This window comes from Paracoccus sp. (in: a-proteobacteria) (assembly GCF_030538755.1).
Lineage (GTDB): Bacteria > Pseudomonadota > Alphaproteobacteria > Rhodobacterales > Rhodobacteraceae > Paracoccus.
Map to the genome: position 1 here is coordinate 1 of NZ_JAUNTJ010000034.1, position 16,644 is coordinate 16,644.

Genomic DNA, 16,644 nt, shown 5'->3' on the forward strand with positions numbered 1-16,644 from the left:
CGGTGGCGGCGATATATTCGATGGGGGCGTCGAACCAGACGTAGAAGACCTTGCCTTCCATCCCCGGCCAGGGCTGATCGCCCTTTTTCACCGGGATGCCCCAATGCAGGTCGCGGGTGATGCCGCGATCCTGCAAGCCGTCGCCGTCGTTCAGCCATTTCCGCGCGATCGAGGTGGTCAGGATCGGCCAGTCGGTCTTGCTGTCGATCCAGTCACTGATCTGGCCGCGCAGGGCGGACTGGCGCAGATACAGGTGTTTCGTCTCGCGCACCTCAAGATTGGTGCTGCCGCTGATGGCGCTGCGCGGGTCGATCAGGTCGGTCGGGTCAAGCTGTTTCGTGCAGTTTTCGCATTGATCGCCGCGCGCCTTGTCATAGCCGCAGTTGGGGCAGGTGCCCTCGATATAGCGGTCGGGCAGAAAGCGGTTGTCGTCGATGGAAAAGACCTGCCGTTCGCTGACTTCGCGGATCAGGTCGTTTTCGGCCAGCTTGCCGGCAAAATGCTGGGTCAGCACATGGTTTCGTTCGCTGGACGAGCGGCCGAAATGGTTGAAAGACAGGCCAAAGCCCTGCGCCAGTTCCGCCTGCGTCTGGTGCATCTGCGCGCAATATTCGGCCACCGGCAGCCCCGCCTTGGCAGCCGCCAGTTCTGCCGGGGTGCCGTGTTCGTCGGTGGCGCAGATGAACATCACCTCGTGCCCGCGCGCCCGCAGATAGCGGGCATACAGATCGGCGGGCAACTGGCTGCCGACCAGATTGCCCAGATGTTTGATGCCGTTGATATAGGGAATGGCAGAGGTGATAAGATGCCGGGCCATGCGCGTGTCCTGTCGTGTTTGCGCGTCTTTACCCAACGCCCGCCGCCATGACCAGAGCCGAGCATCCCCGACCATCGGTCGAAATCACGGCAATCGTCGGTTTCGGGGTCAATCGTCCCGCCGATGCGGTCGCGTGCGGTGTGGGCGCGGTCAGGGGCTGGTGCTGATGGCCGGTGTGGCCATCGCGGGCGCCGTGCGGGTGTCGGCGGGGCCGGTGACAAGGCGCGGCATGACCGCAGCGGGGCGCGGCGTCACCATGCGGGGCGGCGCGACAGCGGGCGGGTTGCCCGCGCGCGCCAGTGCCAGGGTCGTCGGTGCCAGCCACCCATGTCGCCGGGCATGGGCGATCAGCCGGTGATCTGCGGTCAGCGCCGGGCGCGGCAAAAGATCCGACCGGGGCAGGATGTTCTGGCGGATATGAGCGATCATGTGATCGCCCAGCCACGCCCGGAACTCCTCTGCCAAAGAGCTGCCGTTGCTTGCCAGGGCAAACATATCGTCGCGCTGCAAGGCGTGCTGGCAAAAGGTCAAAAGCTGATCGCGCAGCGCCAGATCATTGCCCGCGCCGCAATCCAGCGCCGCCTGCGCCACCATGGCCGCGTTCGCATCCAGCCTGCTGCGCAGACGGTCGGCCATCGCGGCCAGTTCCGGGGGGCGGGGCGGGCGCGACAGGCGGGGATCTGCCGTCCCGCCGGTCGCGCCACGCCCACGCAGCAACGCCGCGGCACCAGTCGTCAGCCAGGGCGCAACGGTCAGGGCCAGCCCCAGCCAGACATGTTGCGTCAAAACCGACAGTCCACAAAGCGTTGCGAATATCGCGATCAGATACATGGCCTTCACCTCTGCACGAAGGTGCTGTCTAGGGCCATGTCGTTAATAAAAGGTTAGCGGGATACGATTTTCACCCCGCCAACAAAATCAGCGCCGCCGGTCGCGCCGCGCGCTCATCGGTTGGAAGGCCACGCCGACATGCGCTTCGCAATAGGGCTTGCCCGCGACCGAGGGCAGGCCGCAGAACCAGAACTTGTCCGTTGCCGGATCGCCGATCGGCCATTTGCAGGTGCGTTCGGTCAGTTCCATCAGCGACAGCTTGCGGGCCTTTTTCTCGACCTCGCGCACCTCGGCCAGGGCTTCGGGGCTGATTTCATTGGCCGAGGGCTGCGGCGGCAGCGGCTGACCCGCCGGCACGATGGGGCGGCGCTGCACAGGCACAAAAGCCGGAATCGCCGGTTCCGCCTCGGCCTCGGCTGCCGGGGCGGGCGGTTCGGGGGCGGGTTCCGGTGCCTTGGCCGCAGGCGCGGCCTTTTTGGCGGCGGGCTTGCGCTCGACCTCGGGTTCGGGGGGCTTGGCGGCTGCCGGGGCGGGCGCGGGGTCCGGGGCCTTGGGCGCGGGCGCCGCCTCGGGTTCTTCGCTGCGGTTCGACAGGCCCAGACGGTGGACCTTGCCGATCACGGCGTTGCGCGTCACGCCGCCCAGTTCCTTGGCAATGGCTGACGCCGACTGACCTTCGGCCCACATGCGCTTTAGCGTCTCGACCCGTTCATCCGTCCAGGACATTTCTGCCATCCCTCGAGGGGCCACGCCCCGCCTGTTCTTGAAAACCTTGCCAATCCCCGTCAGAACGGGATGCCGAGAAATAGCCCCAACGCCCCCAAGTTTCAAGGACCGCCCGATGAAACAGGCAGCAACAGATCGCACCGCCATGGGCGTGCGCCGATTCGGACGCGTCAACTGGCAGGGTCTGCGCACCCTTGCCGGACGCGAGATCATGCGGTTCATGTCCGTGTGGCAGCAGACGATTCTGGCACCGCTGATGACGGCGGGGCTGTTCGTGCTGATCTTTGCGCTGGCTTTGGGGCAGGGGCGGGGGCAGGTGATGGGCCTGCCCTATCTGGAGTTTCTGGGGCCGGGCATCCTGATGATGACGGTGATCCAGAACGCCTTTGCCAATACCTCGTCCAGCATTGTAGCGGCCAAGGTGCAGGGCAATATCGTCGATACGCTGATGCCGCCGCTGTCCGGGGCCGAGCTGGTGACGGGTTATATCATCGGCGCGGTGGTGCGCGCCGGTCTGGTCGCCGCGGTGATCGCTGCCTGCGTGGTGCTGGTCACGGGGCGCGGCATCGCGCATCCGCTGTGGGCGCTAGGCTTTGTGCTGCTGGCGGCGCTGATGATGGGGGGCCTGGGTATTCTGGCCGGGATCATGGCGCAGAAATTCGACCAGATGGCGGCGATCAACAATTTCATCATCACGCCGCTGTCGTTCCTGTCGGGCACATTTTATTCGGTTCAGGCGCTGCCGCAGCCGTTTCTGGCCCTGTCGCACGGGAACCCGGTGTTCTACCTGATCGACGGCGCGCGTTACGGCGTGACCGGGGTCAGCGATGCGCCGCCCGAACGGGGGCTGCTGATCTGCGGCGGGATCGTGATCGTCGTGCTGGGCCTTGCGTGGCGCTGGCTGAAAACCGGCTATCGCCTTAAACCCTGAGCGATGCGCGCCCGGTCGCGCAGCACCAGCAACAGCGCCCCGGCAACGATGACCGCCGCACCCAGCAGGCTGACGGCATCGGGCAGAGCGCCGAACCACCACAGATCGAACAGCGCCGCCCAGATCAGCGTCAGGTAAAAGAACGGCACCACAAAGCTGGCATCGTCGCGCCGCATCGCCAGCAGGTTCAGCGCCTGCCCGCAGGCCATCAGCGCCCCGATGGCCGCCAGTGCCGCCCATTGCGCCCCGGTCGCCGCGCTCCAGGCCGCGATCACCGCGATTGTGGCGATGGCCGCGCCCATGCCGTTGTTGACCAGCAGGATTTGCAGCGGTGATTCGCGCCCGGCCAGCCGCTTGATAAAGATCGCCTCCAGCCCCATCGCCGCCGCCGCGCCAAGCGCCAGCAAGGCCGCCGCCTGCATGTTTGCGCCCGGCCGCAGCAGGATCACCGCCCCCAGCAGCGCAATCCCCGCTGCGGTCCAACGCACCGGCCCGACCCTTTCGCCCAGCAGGGGAATCGCCAGCAGCATGGTGAACACCGGGCTGAGAAAGGAAATCGCCGTCGCATCGGGCAGCGGCATCCGGGCCACGGCGGCAAACATCAGCGTGATCCCGCCCCAGCCGCACAGCGTGCGTGCCAGATGAGTGCTCAGATCGGGCCGTGTCATCCGGGGCCGGGCGGCTGTCGCCACCATCGCCACCGCCAGAAACGCAAAGGCAAACCGGCCAAAGCTGACCATCAGCGGATGCACCGGCGGCCCCAGATGGCCGCTGCCGATGGCCTTGGCCAGCAGCGTGGTCGAGGCAAACAGCGCCGTCGCCGCCACCATCAGCGCAACAGTGATCCGGCGGTCCGAGGGGGGCAGGTCGCTCATGCCCCAGCGATGAGCCAAGCCCGGTCGCAGGTCAACAGATTTCCCTTGCGCGCCGCCGCGTTCCCGCGCATCCTGCCTTGCATGAGCAAACGACGCGCCAGCCTGATCCGACGCTGAAGCCGCCCTTTGGGCCTTGGCTTTCCTGCCCGTTTTTGCTTTGCCTTCCCTGACACGTCCGAACCCGGAGACCGCCATGACCTCGCATGTCCTGCCGACCTATAACCGTGCCCCCATCGCGTTCGAGCGTGGCGAAGGCGCCTGGGCGATTGCCACCGATGGCACGCGATACCTTGATCTGGGCGCGGGGATCGCGGTGAACGCGCTGGGTCACGCCAACCCCGATCTGGTTGCGGCGCTGACGGAACAGGCGGGCAAGATCTGGCATGTGTCGAACCTGTATCAGATCCCGCAGCAGGAACGGCTGGCCGATCTGCTGGCCGAACACACCTTTGCCGATCAGGTGTTCATGACGAATTCCGGCACCGAGGCGGCGGAACTGGCCATCAAGATGGTGCGCAAATACTGGTCCGATCAGGGCCAGCCCGACCGGATCGAGATCGTCACCATCGAGGGGGCCTTTCACGGCCGCTCGACCGGGGCGATCGCGGCGGCGGGCTCGGAAAAGATGACCAAGGGCTTTGGCCCGCTGATGCCCGGCTTCCGCCCGATCCCATGGGGCGATCACGACGCGCTGATCGCCGCGATCACCGACCGGACCGCCGCCGTCATGCTGGAACCCGTGCAGGGCGAGGGCGGTATCCGCCCCTTGCCCGAAACCTGCCTGCGCGGGCTGCGCGCCGCCTGCGACAAGACCGGCGCGCTGATGGTGCTGGACGAGGTGCAAAGCGGCATGGGCCGCACCGGACGCCTGTTCGCCCATGAATGGGCCGGGATCACGCCCGACATCATGATGGTCGCCAAGGGCATCGGCGGCGGCTTTCCCCTGGGTGCGGTGCTGGCCACCGACAAGGCGGCGGCGGGGATGGTCGCGGGCACACATGGCTCGACCTATGGCGGCAGCCCGCTGGCCTGCGCGGTCGGCGCGCGGGTGATGGAGATCATCACCGACCCCGCCTTTCTGGATCAGGTGAACCGCAAGGCGGGCCTGTTCCGGCAAAAGCTGGAAGGTCTGGTCGCCACCCACCCCGATGTGTTGGAAGGCGTGCGCGGCATGGGCCTGATGCTGGGCCTGAAATGCAAGGTTGCGCCCGCCGATCTGGTCAAGGCCGGTTACGACCAGCATATCCTGACCGTGCCCGCAGCGGATAACGTGCTGCGCATCCTGCCGCCGCTGAACATCACCGATGATGAAATCGCCGAGGCGGTCGACCGCCTGGACAAGGCGGCCGCCAGCCTTGCCTGACCCTAATCTTCACCCCGCCACCCACACCGATCTGCCGATGCCGGCGGATCGGCAGGGCGCGCCCGACATGCGCGGCAGGCGGGGCGAACCGACGGCAAAGGCCGTTGATCCGAACCGGCCCGCCATGCTCTGCCGCACCCCGGCGCGCATCCTGACGCGACGACGATGATGCTTCCTGTTTGCCTAAATACGCCCTTCGGGCGGTGCGGTGCCTCTTGACCCCGCCTCATTCCAAGGGCTTGCTGGCCCGCATCACAAAGAACAGAAAAACGATGACCCATTTCCTCGACATCCACACCACCAGCCGCGACGACCTGCACCGGATCATCGCCAACGCCCGCGCGATGAAGGACGCCCGCAACGGTCTGCCCAAAGGCACCCCGGATAACGATCAGCCGCTGGCCGGCCGCATGGTCGCGCTGATCTTTGAAAAGCCGTCCACCCGCACCCGTGTCAGCTTTGACGTTGGCGTGCGGCAGATGGGCGGGCAGACGATGGTGCTGTCGGGCAAGGAAATGCAGCTTGGCCACGGCGAAACCATCGCCGACACCGCGCGCGTTCTGTCCCGCTATGTCGATCTCATCATGATCCGCACCTTCGAAGAGGCGACCCTGCACGAGATGGCCGAATACGCCAGCGTGCCGGTCATCAACGGCCTGACCAACCGCACCCACCCCTGTCAGATCATGGCCGACATCATGACGTTCGAGGAACATCGCGGCCCCATCGCGGGCAAAAAGGTGGTGTGGTCGGGCGATGGCAACAACGTCTTTGCCAGCTTTGCCCATGCGGCGGGGCAGTTCGGGTTCGACCTGACCTTCACCGGCCCGCGCACGCTGGACCCGGAACAGGAATGGCTGGATTACGCTGCGGCCCAGGGCCACCCCGTCACCATCGAACGCAATCCCGAAAAGGCGGTGGAAGGGGCCGATCTGGTCGTCACCGACACCTGGGTGTCGATGCACGACCCGCAATCCGCCCGCGAACGCCGCCACAACCAGTTACGCGGCTATCAGGTCAACGCCGCGCTGATGGGGCGTGCGAAACCCGACGCGCTGTTCATGCACTGCCTGCCCGCCCACCGCGACGACGAAGCCACCAGCGAAGTGATGGACGGCCCGCACTCGGTCATCTTTGACGAAGCCGAAAACCGCCTGCACGCGCAAAAGGCGGTGATGCGCTATTGTCTGGGGGTGTAAGGCCGCAAGGTCCGCCGTCGGGCTGTCGAGCGTGTGAACGTGCCGGCAATGGCACCGCGCGCATCTGGCCGCTTTTGCCCGGCCTTTCGCTTGGCGCAACCTACGGTGGGGGCTGCTGATCTGGGCAGTCACTGGCATCCTGATCGCGCTGAACATGCCCTGAATAAAAAAGGCCGCCCAACCGGGCGGCCCTTTCCGTTTTGTCGCGCGGATCAGCCGATGGCGGCGGCGCGCACTTCGTCGTCGATGGCGTCCAGATATTGGGCAAAGTTATCGCTGAACATCTGCACCAGCTTGGCGGCCTGCGCGTCATAGGCAGCCGGGTCGTTCCAGGTCTGGCGCGGGTCCAGCAGCACATCCGACACGCCCGGCACCGACACCGGCACGTCAAAGCCAAAGTTCGGGTCTTTGCGGAACTCGACATCGTTCAGCGATCCGTCCAGCGCCGCCGCCAGCAGGGCGCGGGTCGCCGCGATCGGCATACGCGAGCCGGTGCCAAAGGCGCCGCCGGTCCAGCCGGTGTTGACCAGCCAGCAATCCGAACCGTTCTGCGCGATCTTTTCCTGCAACAGCTTGCCGTAAACCTCGGGGCGGCGCGGCATGAAGGGCGCGCCAAAGCAGGTCGAGAAGGTCGGGATCGGTTCCGTCACGCCAACTTCGGTGCCCGGCGTTTTCGAGGTAAAGCCGGACAGGAAGTGATACATCGCCTGCGCCGGGGTCAGCCGCGCGATGGGCGGCAGCACGCCATAGGCGTCGCAGGTCAGCATGATGACGTTCCTGGGATTGCCGCCAAGGCTGGTGTCCGAGGCATTGCTGATCGCCTCCAGCGGATAGGCGCAGCGCATGTTGTCGGTGATCGAGTTATCTTCGAAATCCAGCTCCAGCGTGTCGGGGTCATAGACCATGTTTTCGATCACGGTGCCGAAACGGCTGGTGGTGGCATAGATTTCGGGTTCGGCCTTGGGCGACAGGTTGATCGTCTTGGCGTAGCAGCCGCCTTCGAAATTGAAGATGCCCTTTTCCGACCAGCCATGTTCGTCATCGCCGATCAGCACGCGCGACGGATCGGCCGACAGCGTGGTCTTGCCGGTGCCCGACAGGCCAAAGAAAATCGCGCTGTCATCGGGGTTGCCCGGCGCATGGTTGGCGCTGCAATGCATGGCCATGATGTTCTTGCCCGGCAGGATATAGTTCAGCAGGGTGAACACCGATTTCTTGTTTTCACCGGCATAGGCGGTGTTGGCGATCAGGATCAGCTTTTTGTCAAAGTTCAGCGCGATCACGGTTTCGCTGCGGCAGCCGTGGCGGGCCGAATCGGCCTTGAAGCTGGGCACGTTGATGATGGTGAATTCCGGCACGAAACTCGCCAGTTCCGATGCGTCGGGGCGGCGCAGCAGGTGGCGGATGAACAGCCCGTGCCACGCCAGTTCGGTGACGACGCGCACATCCAGCCGGTGTTCGGGGTCGGCACCGCCGAACAGATCCTGCACGAACATGTCGCGCCCCTTGAGATGGGCCAGCATGTCGGCGTGCAGACGGTCGAACGCCTCGGGGTCCATCGGCTTGTTGTTTTCCCACCAGATCGAATCCTCGACCGAGGGGGTGCGGACGACGAACTTGTCCTTGGGCGAACGGCCGGTATGCGCGCCGGTGGACACCAGAAACGTGCCGCCCAGACCCAGCTTGCCTTCGCCGCGGGCGACGGCCTCGGACATCAGGGCTGGTTCCAGCAGGTTGTAATAGACGTTGCCCAGACCCTCGATTCCCTGATCCTCAAGGCGATGGTTGGGGTTCACACGGCTGGACATTACTCAGGCTCCTGACAAATGGTGCAGATCGTTCAAGGCCCAGCCTATAGCACGACAGTTTTGCGAAAAAAGCACGGTCGGCATTTGGATAGCGCAAACACCAGATGTTATCGCCACCATCGCGCCTGTGTTACAATGTTGGGCAGAGCATTAACTATTTCATGCCACCATGAAGGGGAACAGGTGATTCGGACGGAGGTGATTCACGGCTCGGCTGTGGTGTTGAATGGGCGCGGTCTGCTGATTCTGGGGCCGTCGGGTTCGGGCAAATCGGCGCTGGCACTGGCGCTGATGGGCTTGGGCGCGGGGCTGGTCAGCGACGACCGCACCGTGCTGCGCCGCGCGGGCGATGCGGTGGTGGCGGACGCGCCCGACAGTATTCGCGGCCTGATCGAGGCGCGCGGCGTCGGTATTCTGCGTGCCGATGCGGCGGGGCCGGTGCCGCTGGCGCTGGTCGTCGATCTGGGGCGGGTCGAAGATGCACGGCTGCCACCCTGTCGCAGCCATGATCTGCTGGGTGTGGCGCTGCCTCTTGTGCTGGGACCGTATGGGCCGCATCTTTCTTTTGCGTTGCGGCAATATCTGCTGGGTGGACGGCGTGATTGATGTAAACGAATTGTAATGTCGGGGTGTCAGATGGATCAGGTCAGGGCAGAGACCGCAGACCTTGCGCCGGGCGATGGGGCGCAGCGTGTGGTGCTGGTCACAGGCCCGTCGGGGGCAGGGCGGTCAACGGCGATCAACGTGCTTGAAGATCTGGGCTTCGAGGCGATCGACAACCTGCCGCTGTCGCTGGTGCCGCGCCTGCTGGACGGGCCTGCGCGGCCGGTGCCGCTGGCGTTGGGGCTGGATGTCCGCAACCGCGATTTTTCCGCCGCCAACCTGATCGAGCTGATCGACCGGCTGACCCGAAATCCCGACTATGCACCCGAGGTGCTGTATCTGGACTGTTCCCCCGATACGCTGGTGCGCCGCTACAGCGAAACCCGCAGGCGGCACCCGCTGGCACCGACCGATGCGCCCATGGCCGGGGTGCTGGCCGAAATCGACCTGCTGGCCCCGATCCGCGCGCGGGCGGATGTGCTGGTCGATACGTCTGACCTGTCGCCCCATGACCTCAAGGCGGAACTGGCGCGCTGGTTCGATACCGCGCCCGAACGGCGGCTGACGGTTTCGGTGCAGTCGTTTTCCTATAAACGCGGGCTGCCGCGCGGGGTGGATATGGTCTTTGATTGCCGCTTTCTGGCCAACCCGCATTGGGAACCGGCCCTGCGTCCGCTGGACGGGCGCAGCGCGGCGGTGCAGGATTATGTGAGTGCCGATCCGCGCTTTGACGAATTCTTTGCGCGGGTCCGCGATCTGACGCTGTTCCTGCTGCCCGCCCATCTGGCCGAGGGCAAGGCCCATCTGGCCGTCGCCTTTGGCTGCACCGGCGGGCAACATCGTTCCGTCACTCTGGCGGAAAAGATGGCGGATTCGCTTGCAGAAGCGGGGTGGCAGGTGTCAAGAAGGCACAGGGAACTTGAACGCCGCGGTGCAGAGAAGCCGCAGGCGGCTGAATCGGGTGCTGCGGACAGGCTATGATTCGCGGCGCGCAGTCAGGGTGTGGTGAAGCGAGTTGATCGGAATTGTCATCGTAGCGCATGGCGGTCTGGCCCGCGAATATAAGCTGGCGGTCGAACATGTTGTCGGTCCGCAGCCGGGTATCCGCGCCGTCAGGATTGAGGACGATCACGACCGTGCGGCCAAGCAGGATGAAATCCGTGCTGCCGCCGATGCCGTCGATAGCGGTGACGGGGTGGTGGTCGTGACCGATATTTTCGGCGGCTCGCCCTCGAACCTGTCGATCCCGGCCTGTGCGATGCAGGGCCGGATGATCCTGTATGGCGCCAATCTGCCGATGCTGGTCAAGCTGGCCAAAACCCGCAACCTGCCGCTGGCGCAGGCGGTCGAGGGCGCGAAAGAGGCCGGGCGCAAATACATCGATTCCTATGATGTCTTTCTGGACCTGTTCGAAAAAGAGGGCAAAACCGCCTGATGATCCCTGAAAATACCCGCGTCCTGCCCATCATCAACGAAAAGGGCCTTCACGCGCGCGCCAGTGCGAAATTCGTCGAAACCGTGGAACGCTTTGACGCCACCGCCACGGTGGAAAAGGACGGCATGTCGGTGTCGGGCGATTCGATCATGGGGCTACTGATGCTGGCCGCGCCGCGTGGCACGGAAATCACCGTATCGACCAGCGGTCCCGATGCTGCGGCCTTGTTGCAGGCTCTGGCGGATCTGGTCGGGGATTATTTCGGCGAAGGCATGTAAACCACGCCGGATCGCGGGGTGAAGGGGGCGGGTGTGGCCGGGCGCGACAGCTATCATCACGGCAATCTGCGCGAGGCGCTGGTTCAGGCCACCGCCGTCCTGATTGCCGAGGTCGGGCCGCAGTCCTTTACCCTGGCCGAGGCCGCGCGCCGCGCCGGCGTGTCCGCCGCCGCCCCCTATCGCCATTTCACCGGCCGCGATGATCTGCTGGAAGAAGTGGCGCGGCAGGGGTTCGAGGCCTTTGCCGACCGGCTGAACGCGGCTTTTGACGATGGCAGGCCCAATCCGCTGGCGGCATTTCTGCGCACGGGGCAGGCCTATCTGGATTTCGCCCTCGAAAGCCCCGGCCATTATATCGCCATGTTCGAATCTGGTATCTCGATTGCGGGCAATGCGGCGCTGAGCCGTGCGTCGGATCAGGCACGCGGGGTCATCATGGCCGCCGCCGCCGCGCTGTTTACCCATCTGCCCGCCGCGCAACGCCCCCCCGCCACGATGGTTGCGAACCATATCTGGGCGCTCAGCCATGGGGTCGTCGAACTGTTCGGGCGGGGCAAGCCCGGCGCCCGCGCGCCCTATTCCCCCGCCGAGATGCTGGAAAGCGGCGCGCTGATCTATCTGCGCGGGCTGGGCCTGTTGCCGCAATAATTTCCGCCGGGGTTCTTGACGCCGGTCTTGTGCGCTCCATCTATGTTAATGTGAATAACATTTACATCGGAAAGGGGAATAGATGAACACGCAACTGATGCAACCGTCCGTCGGGGATCGCATCACCGGCACCCTGCGCGCGATCCGCGATTGGCTGGACCAGCGCGGCAAGGGCGCATGGCTGGTGGCGATGATCCTTGGCTTTGTCTTTGTCTGGCCCGTGGGCCTTGCCATCCTGGCCTATATGATCTGGAGCAAACGCATGTTCGGATGCCGCAAGACCGCCCGCACCACCGCCTTTTCCCCCACCGGCAACAGCGCCTTTGACGCCTATCGCGACGAAACGCTGAAGCGGCTGGAGGACGAGCACCGCGAATTTCTGGATTTCCTGCAAAAACTGCGCGAGGCCAAGGACAAGGCCGAGTTCGACCAGTTCATGGAAACCCGCCGCAACGCGGGCTGACCCAGTGCAACGGGACGCGGCGGATCAGTTCGCCGCGTCCGGGTCGTGCGCGTCGGCGGCCAGAAAGCCGCCCGATTGCCGCGACCACAGCCGGGCATACAGCCCGCCCTGTTTCAGCAGCTCGTCATGGGTGCCCTGTTCCACGATCTGCCCGCCATCCATGACGATCAGGCGATCCATCGCCGCGATGGTGGACAGGCGATGCGCGATGGCGATGACGGTCTTGCCCTCCATCAGCGCGTCGAGGCGCGACTGAATCGCGGCCTCGACCTCGCTGTCCAGCGCGCTGGTCGCTTCGTCCAGAATCAGGATCGGCGCGTCTTTCAGCGCCACGCGGGCGATGGCGATCCGCTGACGCTGCCCGCCCGACAGCTTCACCCCGCGTTCGCCGACATGCGCTTCCAGCCCGCGCCGGTCGCGGCTGTCGGACAGGGCGGGGATGAACTCATGCGCTTCGGCCATGCGGGCGGCATCCATGATCTGGGCGTCATCGGCATCGGGCTTGCCATAGGCGATGTTGTCGCGGACTGAACGATGCAGCAGGGCGCTGTCTTGCGTCACCATGCCGATGGCCGCGCGCAGCGATTCCTGCGTGACCTGCGACACATCCTGCCCGTCGATGGTGATGCGCCCCGATTCCAGATCGTGGAACCGCAGCAGCAGATTGACCAGCGTCGATTTCCCCGCGCCCGAACGGCCGACCAGCCCGACCCTTTCGCCCGGCGCGATGGTCAGGTTCAGATGATCCAGCACCGCCCCGCGCGCCCCGGCATCGGCACCATAGCGGAAGGTGACATCCTGAAACCGCACCTCGCCCGCGCCGGGGCGCAGCACGGTGGCATCCGGCGCGTCATCGACGGTGCGGGGCAGGGCAAGGCTGCCGATCCCGTCGCGCACCGTGCCGATGTTTTCAAACAGCGACGACATTTCCCACATGATCCAATGCGCCATGCCGTTGAACCGCATGGCCAGCGGCACGGCAGCAGCGACCGCGCCGATTTCAACATGGCCGTTCATCCACAGCCAGATGCCGGTCGCGGCCACCCCCGCCAGCAGCACCGAGTTCAGCAGCCGCAGCGCCACGTTCAGCACCGTGACCAGCCGCATCTGCCGGTAAACCGTTGTCAGAAAGCCGTGCATCCCTTCGCGGACATAGGTTTCTTCGCGGCGGGCGTGGCTGAACAGCTTGACCGTGGCGATGTTGGTATAGCTGTCCACGATCCGTCCAGTCATCACCGACCGTGCATCGGCCTGTTCCTGTGAAATGTGCCCCAGCACCGGGATCAGCCGCCACAGCAGCGCGCCATACAACAGCCCGAACAGCACAAAGGGCAGTGCCAGCCGCCAGTCGTTCGACATGGCCAGCACAATCGCGCCGATGAAATAGGCCAGCACATAGACCAGCACGTCGAGGATCTTCATCACCACCTCGCGCACGGCCAGCGAGGTTTGCATCAGCTTGGTGGCGATGCGGCCAGAGAATTCGTCCTGGAAATAGCTCATCGACTGGCGCAGCAGGTAACGATGCGCCTGCCAGCGGATACGCTGCGGGAAATTCCCGATCAGCGTCTGGTGCATCACCATTTCCGAAAACAGGTCGATGACGGGCAGCACGAACAGCACCACCACGGCGACAAGGATCAGCCAACTGCCCTCGGCCTGCCAAAAGGCGGCGGGGCCGTGGGTGGCCATCTTGTCCACCAGCTTGCCCGCCTCGCCGAACAGCCAGATCTCGATCACAGCAAAAATGACCGAGCCAAGCGCCATCAGCAGCAGCCACGGCCAGGCGCCGCGCGAATAATACAGGCAAAACCCCAACAGCGACTGCGGCGGCAGCGCCGGCGCGTCCATGGGATAGGGGTCCAGCCGTCGCTCGAACCAGCGGAACATGGCAGTGTCCTTTATGGGCTTTTCAGCCTCTCGTTGCCCCGAACGCGGGCAGAGTCAACCCGCAGCCCGGATGATGACACCGTTCCGAACGGCGGTTGCGGGGGCCGCACGTCCCCGCGCGCCACCCTTATGCGGCCATCAGGGGGCCAGTTCCCACGTCACCACGACCGGGAAATGGTCCGAGGCAAGCGCCGTGGTTTCGTCATCAACGATGCGGGCATCGCTGACCGTCCACGACCCCGCGCCTTTGGTCAGGATAAAGTCGATCACGGTTTCAAACCCCTCGTCCGGGACAGTGCGCCCGGTGGTCGGGCTGTCGATACGCCAGCCCAGATCAACCAGCCGGGCGATGGTGTCGGGATTGTGGTTCAGGGCCGGATCAACCGAGGCGTTCAGATCCCCCGCGAGGATCGCTGGATGCCCGGTTCCGGCGGCGGTGTCGATCAGCTGCACCGAATCCAGTTGATAGGTGCTGTCGCCGGTGGTGGCGGCGTTTTTGTGGGTCAGGTGGGTGCCGATCACGGTCACATCCTTGCCCGCCGGGGTGCGCAGATGCGCCACGGCGGCGGAACGTGCGCCATCGCCTTGGTCCGATTCGGGCAGGGCGATGTTCTGGAAATCGACCAGTTCCAGCGCGCCGGCGTTGAACAGCAGGCCATTGCCGTAATGACCGCCCTCAAAGGCGATGGCCGGGGCGTCCAGATGGCGCCAGTCATGGCCGGTTTCCGCGCTTAAATGGCGGGCCATCTGCGCGGTCTGATCGGCAAAGCCGGTGCGGCGGTTCAGCATGTCCACCTCTTGCAGGGCGATGACATCGACATCCAGCGCCGCCAGCACCTTGGCCTGACGGGCCAGATCGACGCTGTCGTCCATGCCCTGACCGTGCTTGATGTTATAGGTTGCCACGCTCAGCGTTTCCGCATTGGCCGAGATCGCCAGCAGCGCCAGCGCGACCGAAGACAGCACAAGTTTCATTCCAGCCCCCACGATATGGATGCCGACAGGATCGCGGGGCATGGTAACAACAGGGTGACGGTGCGTTTGCGCTGCGGTCAGTTCATGCCGGCGTCAGGCGTAACGCCCGCCGCGCTGCAAGACCTCGATCTGATAGCCGTCGGGGTCGGCGATGAAAAAGAACCGCGCGATCACCTGACCGCCGGGCGCGAAATCGACCAGCTTGCGCGGGGCCAGCCCGGCGGCGGTCAGCCGGGCATGTTCGGCATCCACGTCATCGACCGAAAACGCGACATGGCCATAGCCGTCGCCCAGATCATAAGGCTCGGTCCGGTCCTTGTTGACGGTCAGTTCCAGTTCGGTGGCCGATTCATCGTTGGCCAGATAGATCAGCGTAAAATCGGGAAAATCCAGCCGCTCGGCCACGCGCAGGCCAAAGGCGGTTTCGTAAAACGCGACCGAGCGCGCCTCGTCCAGCACGCGGATCATCGAGTGGATATATTTCGCCATGTCATCCCCCTGTGGTCGCGGCGCAGTTTAGCGCGATGGGGAACAGCGGGCCAGCCTTCACACGGTTGTCAAACTGTGCCGCTAACCATGGCGCGTTAAGCCGACAGGAGGAAAACCCATGCTGAAACTGACCGCCACCGCCCTGATACTGGCCGCCTTTGCCGTGCCCGCCGCCGCTGAAACCATCGGCGGGCTGGCCTATGCCGACACCACGCGCTTTGCCGACACCATGCAGGCCAAGGACCAGATGACCATCGTCGGCACCGAGGATCTGATGGCGATGTCGCCGCTGAACGAGGACGGCACCATCAAGGCCGTGATCGAGATCCCGACCGGCACTTCGGCCAAGTGGGAAATGAGCAAGGAAGACCCCAAGGCGATCTATTGGGAACTGCGCAACGATGCGCCCCGGATCGTGAACTATCTGGGCTATCCGGGCAATTACGGCGCCATCCCCGGCACCGATCTGCCGCAGGAACTGGGCGGCGACGGCGACCCGCTGGACGTGCTGGTGCTGGGTCAGGCCGTGCCGCGCGGCGAGGTGGTGAACGTGCGTCTGATCGGCGTGATGAAGATGCTGGACGATGGCGAACAGGATGACAAGCTGATCGCGGTGCTGACGGAAAATTCGCCCTTTGCCGGGATCGAAAGCCTGGCGCAGATGGATGCCGAATTCCCCGGCGTGACCCAGATCGTCGAACTGTGGCTGAGCAATTACAAAGGCCCCAACGGCGGCATGGAAAGCCAGGGCTTTGCCGAAGCAGACGAGGCGCGCAGGGTTCTGGAACAGGCCGTGGCGCAATATCAGGCAGCGCAGTGAACCCATTGGCGCGGAACGGAAAAGCCCGGCGGAAACGCCGGGCTTTGCTGTTTGTGGGGTAGTGTGCTGGGTTGAATTGGACCGTTTTGCAGCGGGGGCAGGGCACGGCTGGTCAGATGGTGGATGCCGCTGCGTTTTCTGTTCCCGGCCTTGGTCTTTGGGACGCCATGTTTTGTTGGATAAGCGGCTTGGTCCGGTCGGGCTTTGGCGAGGGGCAAGTCGTGACGTGTTCCGTTCACGGTAGCCTGCTGGGATATTTTAATGCAGGCAGCGGGTTTGGTTGCGCTGTGACAAGGGGGCGCTCGCGCCCCCTCGGCGCGTTTGCGCCTCACCCCCTGAGGATATTTATCAAACGAAAGACGGGGAGGGGCTTGCGCTTGGGCGATAAGAAAAAGGCCCCGCATTTGCGGGGCCTTTTGTGTGATGTTGTGGCCTGAGGCCTTCAGATCACTCGATGATCTTGGCGACAACGCCTGCGCCGACGGTGCGGCCG

General features: G+C 64.7%; 18 protein-coding genes. 10 read left to right on the plus strand and 8 right to left on the minus strand.

What is annotated here, in order from left to right:
• From Q4G14_RS14300 to Q4G14_RS14310, 3 genes are all read right to left on the minus strand, one after another.
• The coding region (locus tag Q4G14_RS14300; protein WP_303362439.1) for a methionine--tRNA ligase at positions 1-817 on the minus strand (817 nt) is incomplete at its 3' end.
• A 150-nt stretch (positions 818-967) separates the two neighbouring features.
• Positions 968-1,648, minus strand: a complete 681-nt coding sequence (locus tag Q4G14_RS14305) for a hypothetical protein (protein ID WP_303362440.1) — start codon at positions 1,646-1,648, stop codon at positions 968-970.
• An 87-nt stretch (positions 1,649-1,735) separates the two neighbouring features.
• Positions 1,736-2,374, minus strand: a complete 639-nt coding sequence (locus tag Q4G14_RS14310; RefSeq protein WP_303362455.1) for a GcrA family cell cycle regulator — start codon at positions 2,372-2,374, stop codon at positions 1,736-1,738.
• Positions 2,375-2,489: 115 nt separating this feature from the next.
• Here Q4G14_RS14310 and Q4G14_RS14315 point away from each other — a divergent pair, with 115 nt between their 5' ends.
• Positions 2,490-3,305, plus strand: coding sequence for an ABC transporter permease (locus Q4G14_RS14315; RefSeq protein WP_303362441.1), 816 nt, complete (start codon positions 2,490-2,492; stop codon positions 3,303-3,305).
• On the opposite strand, the gene Q4G14_RS14320 is transcribed toward Q4G14_RS14315, so the two are convergent.
• Positions 3,287-4,180, minus strand: a complete 894-nt coding sequence (locus tag Q4G14_RS14320) for a DMT family transporter (RefSeq protein WP_303362442.1) — start codon at positions 4,178-4,180, stop codon at positions 3,287-3,289. The two genes, Q4G14_RS14315 and Q4G14_RS14320, sit on opposite strands and share 19 nt — an antisense overlap.
• A 193-nt stretch (positions 4,181-4,373) precedes the next feature.
• Here Q4G14_RS14320 and Q4G14_RS14325 point away from each other — a divergent pair, with 193 nt between their 5' ends.
• Positions 4,374-5,543, plus strand: coding sequence for an aspartate aminotransferase family protein (locus Q4G14_RS14325; protein ID WP_303362443.1), 1,170 nt, complete (start codon positions 4,374-4,376; stop codon positions 5,541-5,543).
• 272 nt (positions 5,544-5,815) lie between these two features.
• On the plus strand, positions 5,816-6,742 hold the full coding sequence (gene argF / locus Q4G14_RS14330) for an ornithine carbamoyltransferase (protein WP_303362444.1): 927 nt from the start codon (positions 5,816-5,818) through the stop codon (positions 6,740-6,742).
• Between the two features lie 212 nt (positions 6,743-6,954).
• Here argF and Q4G14_RS14335 read toward each other — a convergent pair whose 3' ends face one another.
• Positions 6,955-8,550, minus strand: coding sequence for a phosphoenolpyruvate carboxykinase (locus Q4G14_RS14335; RefSeq protein ID WP_303362445.1), 1,596 nt, complete (start codon positions 8,548-8,550; stop codon positions 6,955-6,957).
• A 183-nt stretch (positions 8,551-8,733) separates the two neighbouring features.
• On the opposite strand from Q4G14_RS14335, the gene Q4G14_RS14340 reads away from it, so the two are divergent.
• From Q4G14_RS14340 to Q4G14_RS14365, 6 genes are all read left to right on the plus strand, one after another.
• Positions 8,734-9,156, plus strand: a complete 423-nt coding sequence (locus Q4G14_RS14340) for an HPr kinase/phosphorylase (RefSeq protein ID WP_303362446.1) — start codon at positions 8,734-8,736, stop codon at positions 9,154-9,156.
• Between the two features lie 30 nt (positions 9,157-9,186).
• Positions 9,187-10,134, plus strand: coding sequence for an RNase adapter RapZ (rapZ, locus tag Q4G14_RS14345; RefSeq protein ID WP_303362447.1), 948 nt, complete (start codon positions 9,187-9,189; stop codon positions 10,132-10,134).
• 34 nt (positions 10,135-10,168) lie between these two features.
• Positions 10,169-10,588, plus strand: coding sequence for a PTS sugar transporter subunit IIA (locus tag Q4G14_RS14350; RefSeq protein ID WP_303362448.1), 420 nt, complete (start codon positions 10,169-10,171; stop codon positions 10,586-10,588).
• Positions 10,588-10,866, plus strand: a complete 279-nt coding sequence (locus tag Q4G14_RS14355; RefSeq protein ID WP_303362449.1) for an HPr family phosphocarrier protein — start codon at positions 10,588-10,590, stop codon at positions 10,864-10,866. The genes Q4G14_RS14350 and Q4G14_RS14355 overlap by 1 nt, the downstream gene beginning before the upstream one ends.
• A gap of 33 nt (positions 10,867-10,899) precedes the next feature.
• Positions 10,900-11,514, plus strand: a complete 615-nt coding sequence (locus Q4G14_RS14360; protein WP_303362450.1) for a TetR/AcrR family transcriptional regulator — start codon at positions 10,900-10,902, stop codon at positions 11,512-11,514.
• 97 nt (positions 11,515-11,611) lie between these two features.
• Positions 11,612-11,977: a DUF2852 domain-containing protein gene (locus tag Q4G14_RS14365; RefSeq protein WP_303362456.1), complete on the plus strand. Its 366-nt coding sequence runs from the start codon at positions 11,612-11,614 to the stop codon at positions 11,975-11,977.
• A 24-nt stretch (positions 11,978-12,001) separates the two neighbouring features.
• Here Q4G14_RS14365 and Q4G14_RS14370 read toward each other — a convergent pair whose 3' ends face one another.
• From Q4G14_RS14370 to Q4G14_RS14380, 3 genes are all read right to left on the minus strand, one after another.
• Positions 12,002-13,867: an ABC transporter ATP-binding protein gene (locus tag Q4G14_RS14370; RefSeq protein ID WP_303362451.1), complete on the minus strand. Its 1,866-nt coding sequence runs from the start codon at positions 13,865-13,867 to the stop codon at positions 12,002-12,004.
• A 138-nt stretch (positions 13,868-14,005) separates the two neighbouring features.
• Complete coding sequence (locus Q4G14_RS14375; RefSeq protein WP_303362452.1) at positions 14,006-14,884, minus strand: endonuclease/exonuclease/phosphatase family protein; 879 nt, start codon at positions 14,882-14,884, stop codon at positions 14,006-14,008.
• A 51-nt stretch (positions 14,885-14,935) separates the two neighbouring features.
• On the minus strand, positions 14,936-15,331 hold the full coding sequence (locus tag Q4G14_RS14380; RefSeq protein ID WP_303362453.1) for a VOC family protein: 396 nt from the start codon (positions 15,329-15,331) through the stop codon (positions 14,936-14,938).
• A gap of 118 nt (positions 15,332-15,449) precedes the next feature.
• Here Q4G14_RS14380 and Q4G14_RS14385 point away from each other — a divergent pair, with 118 nt between their 5' ends.
• Positions 15,450-16,151 carry an inorganic diphosphatase gene (locus Q4G14_RS14385; protein WP_303362454.1) on the plus strand — a complete coding sequence of 234 codons (702 nt, stop codon included), beginning with the start codon at positions 15,450-15,452 and terminating at the stop codon, positions 16,149-16,151.
• Positions 16,152-16,644: the final 493 nt, after the last annotated feature.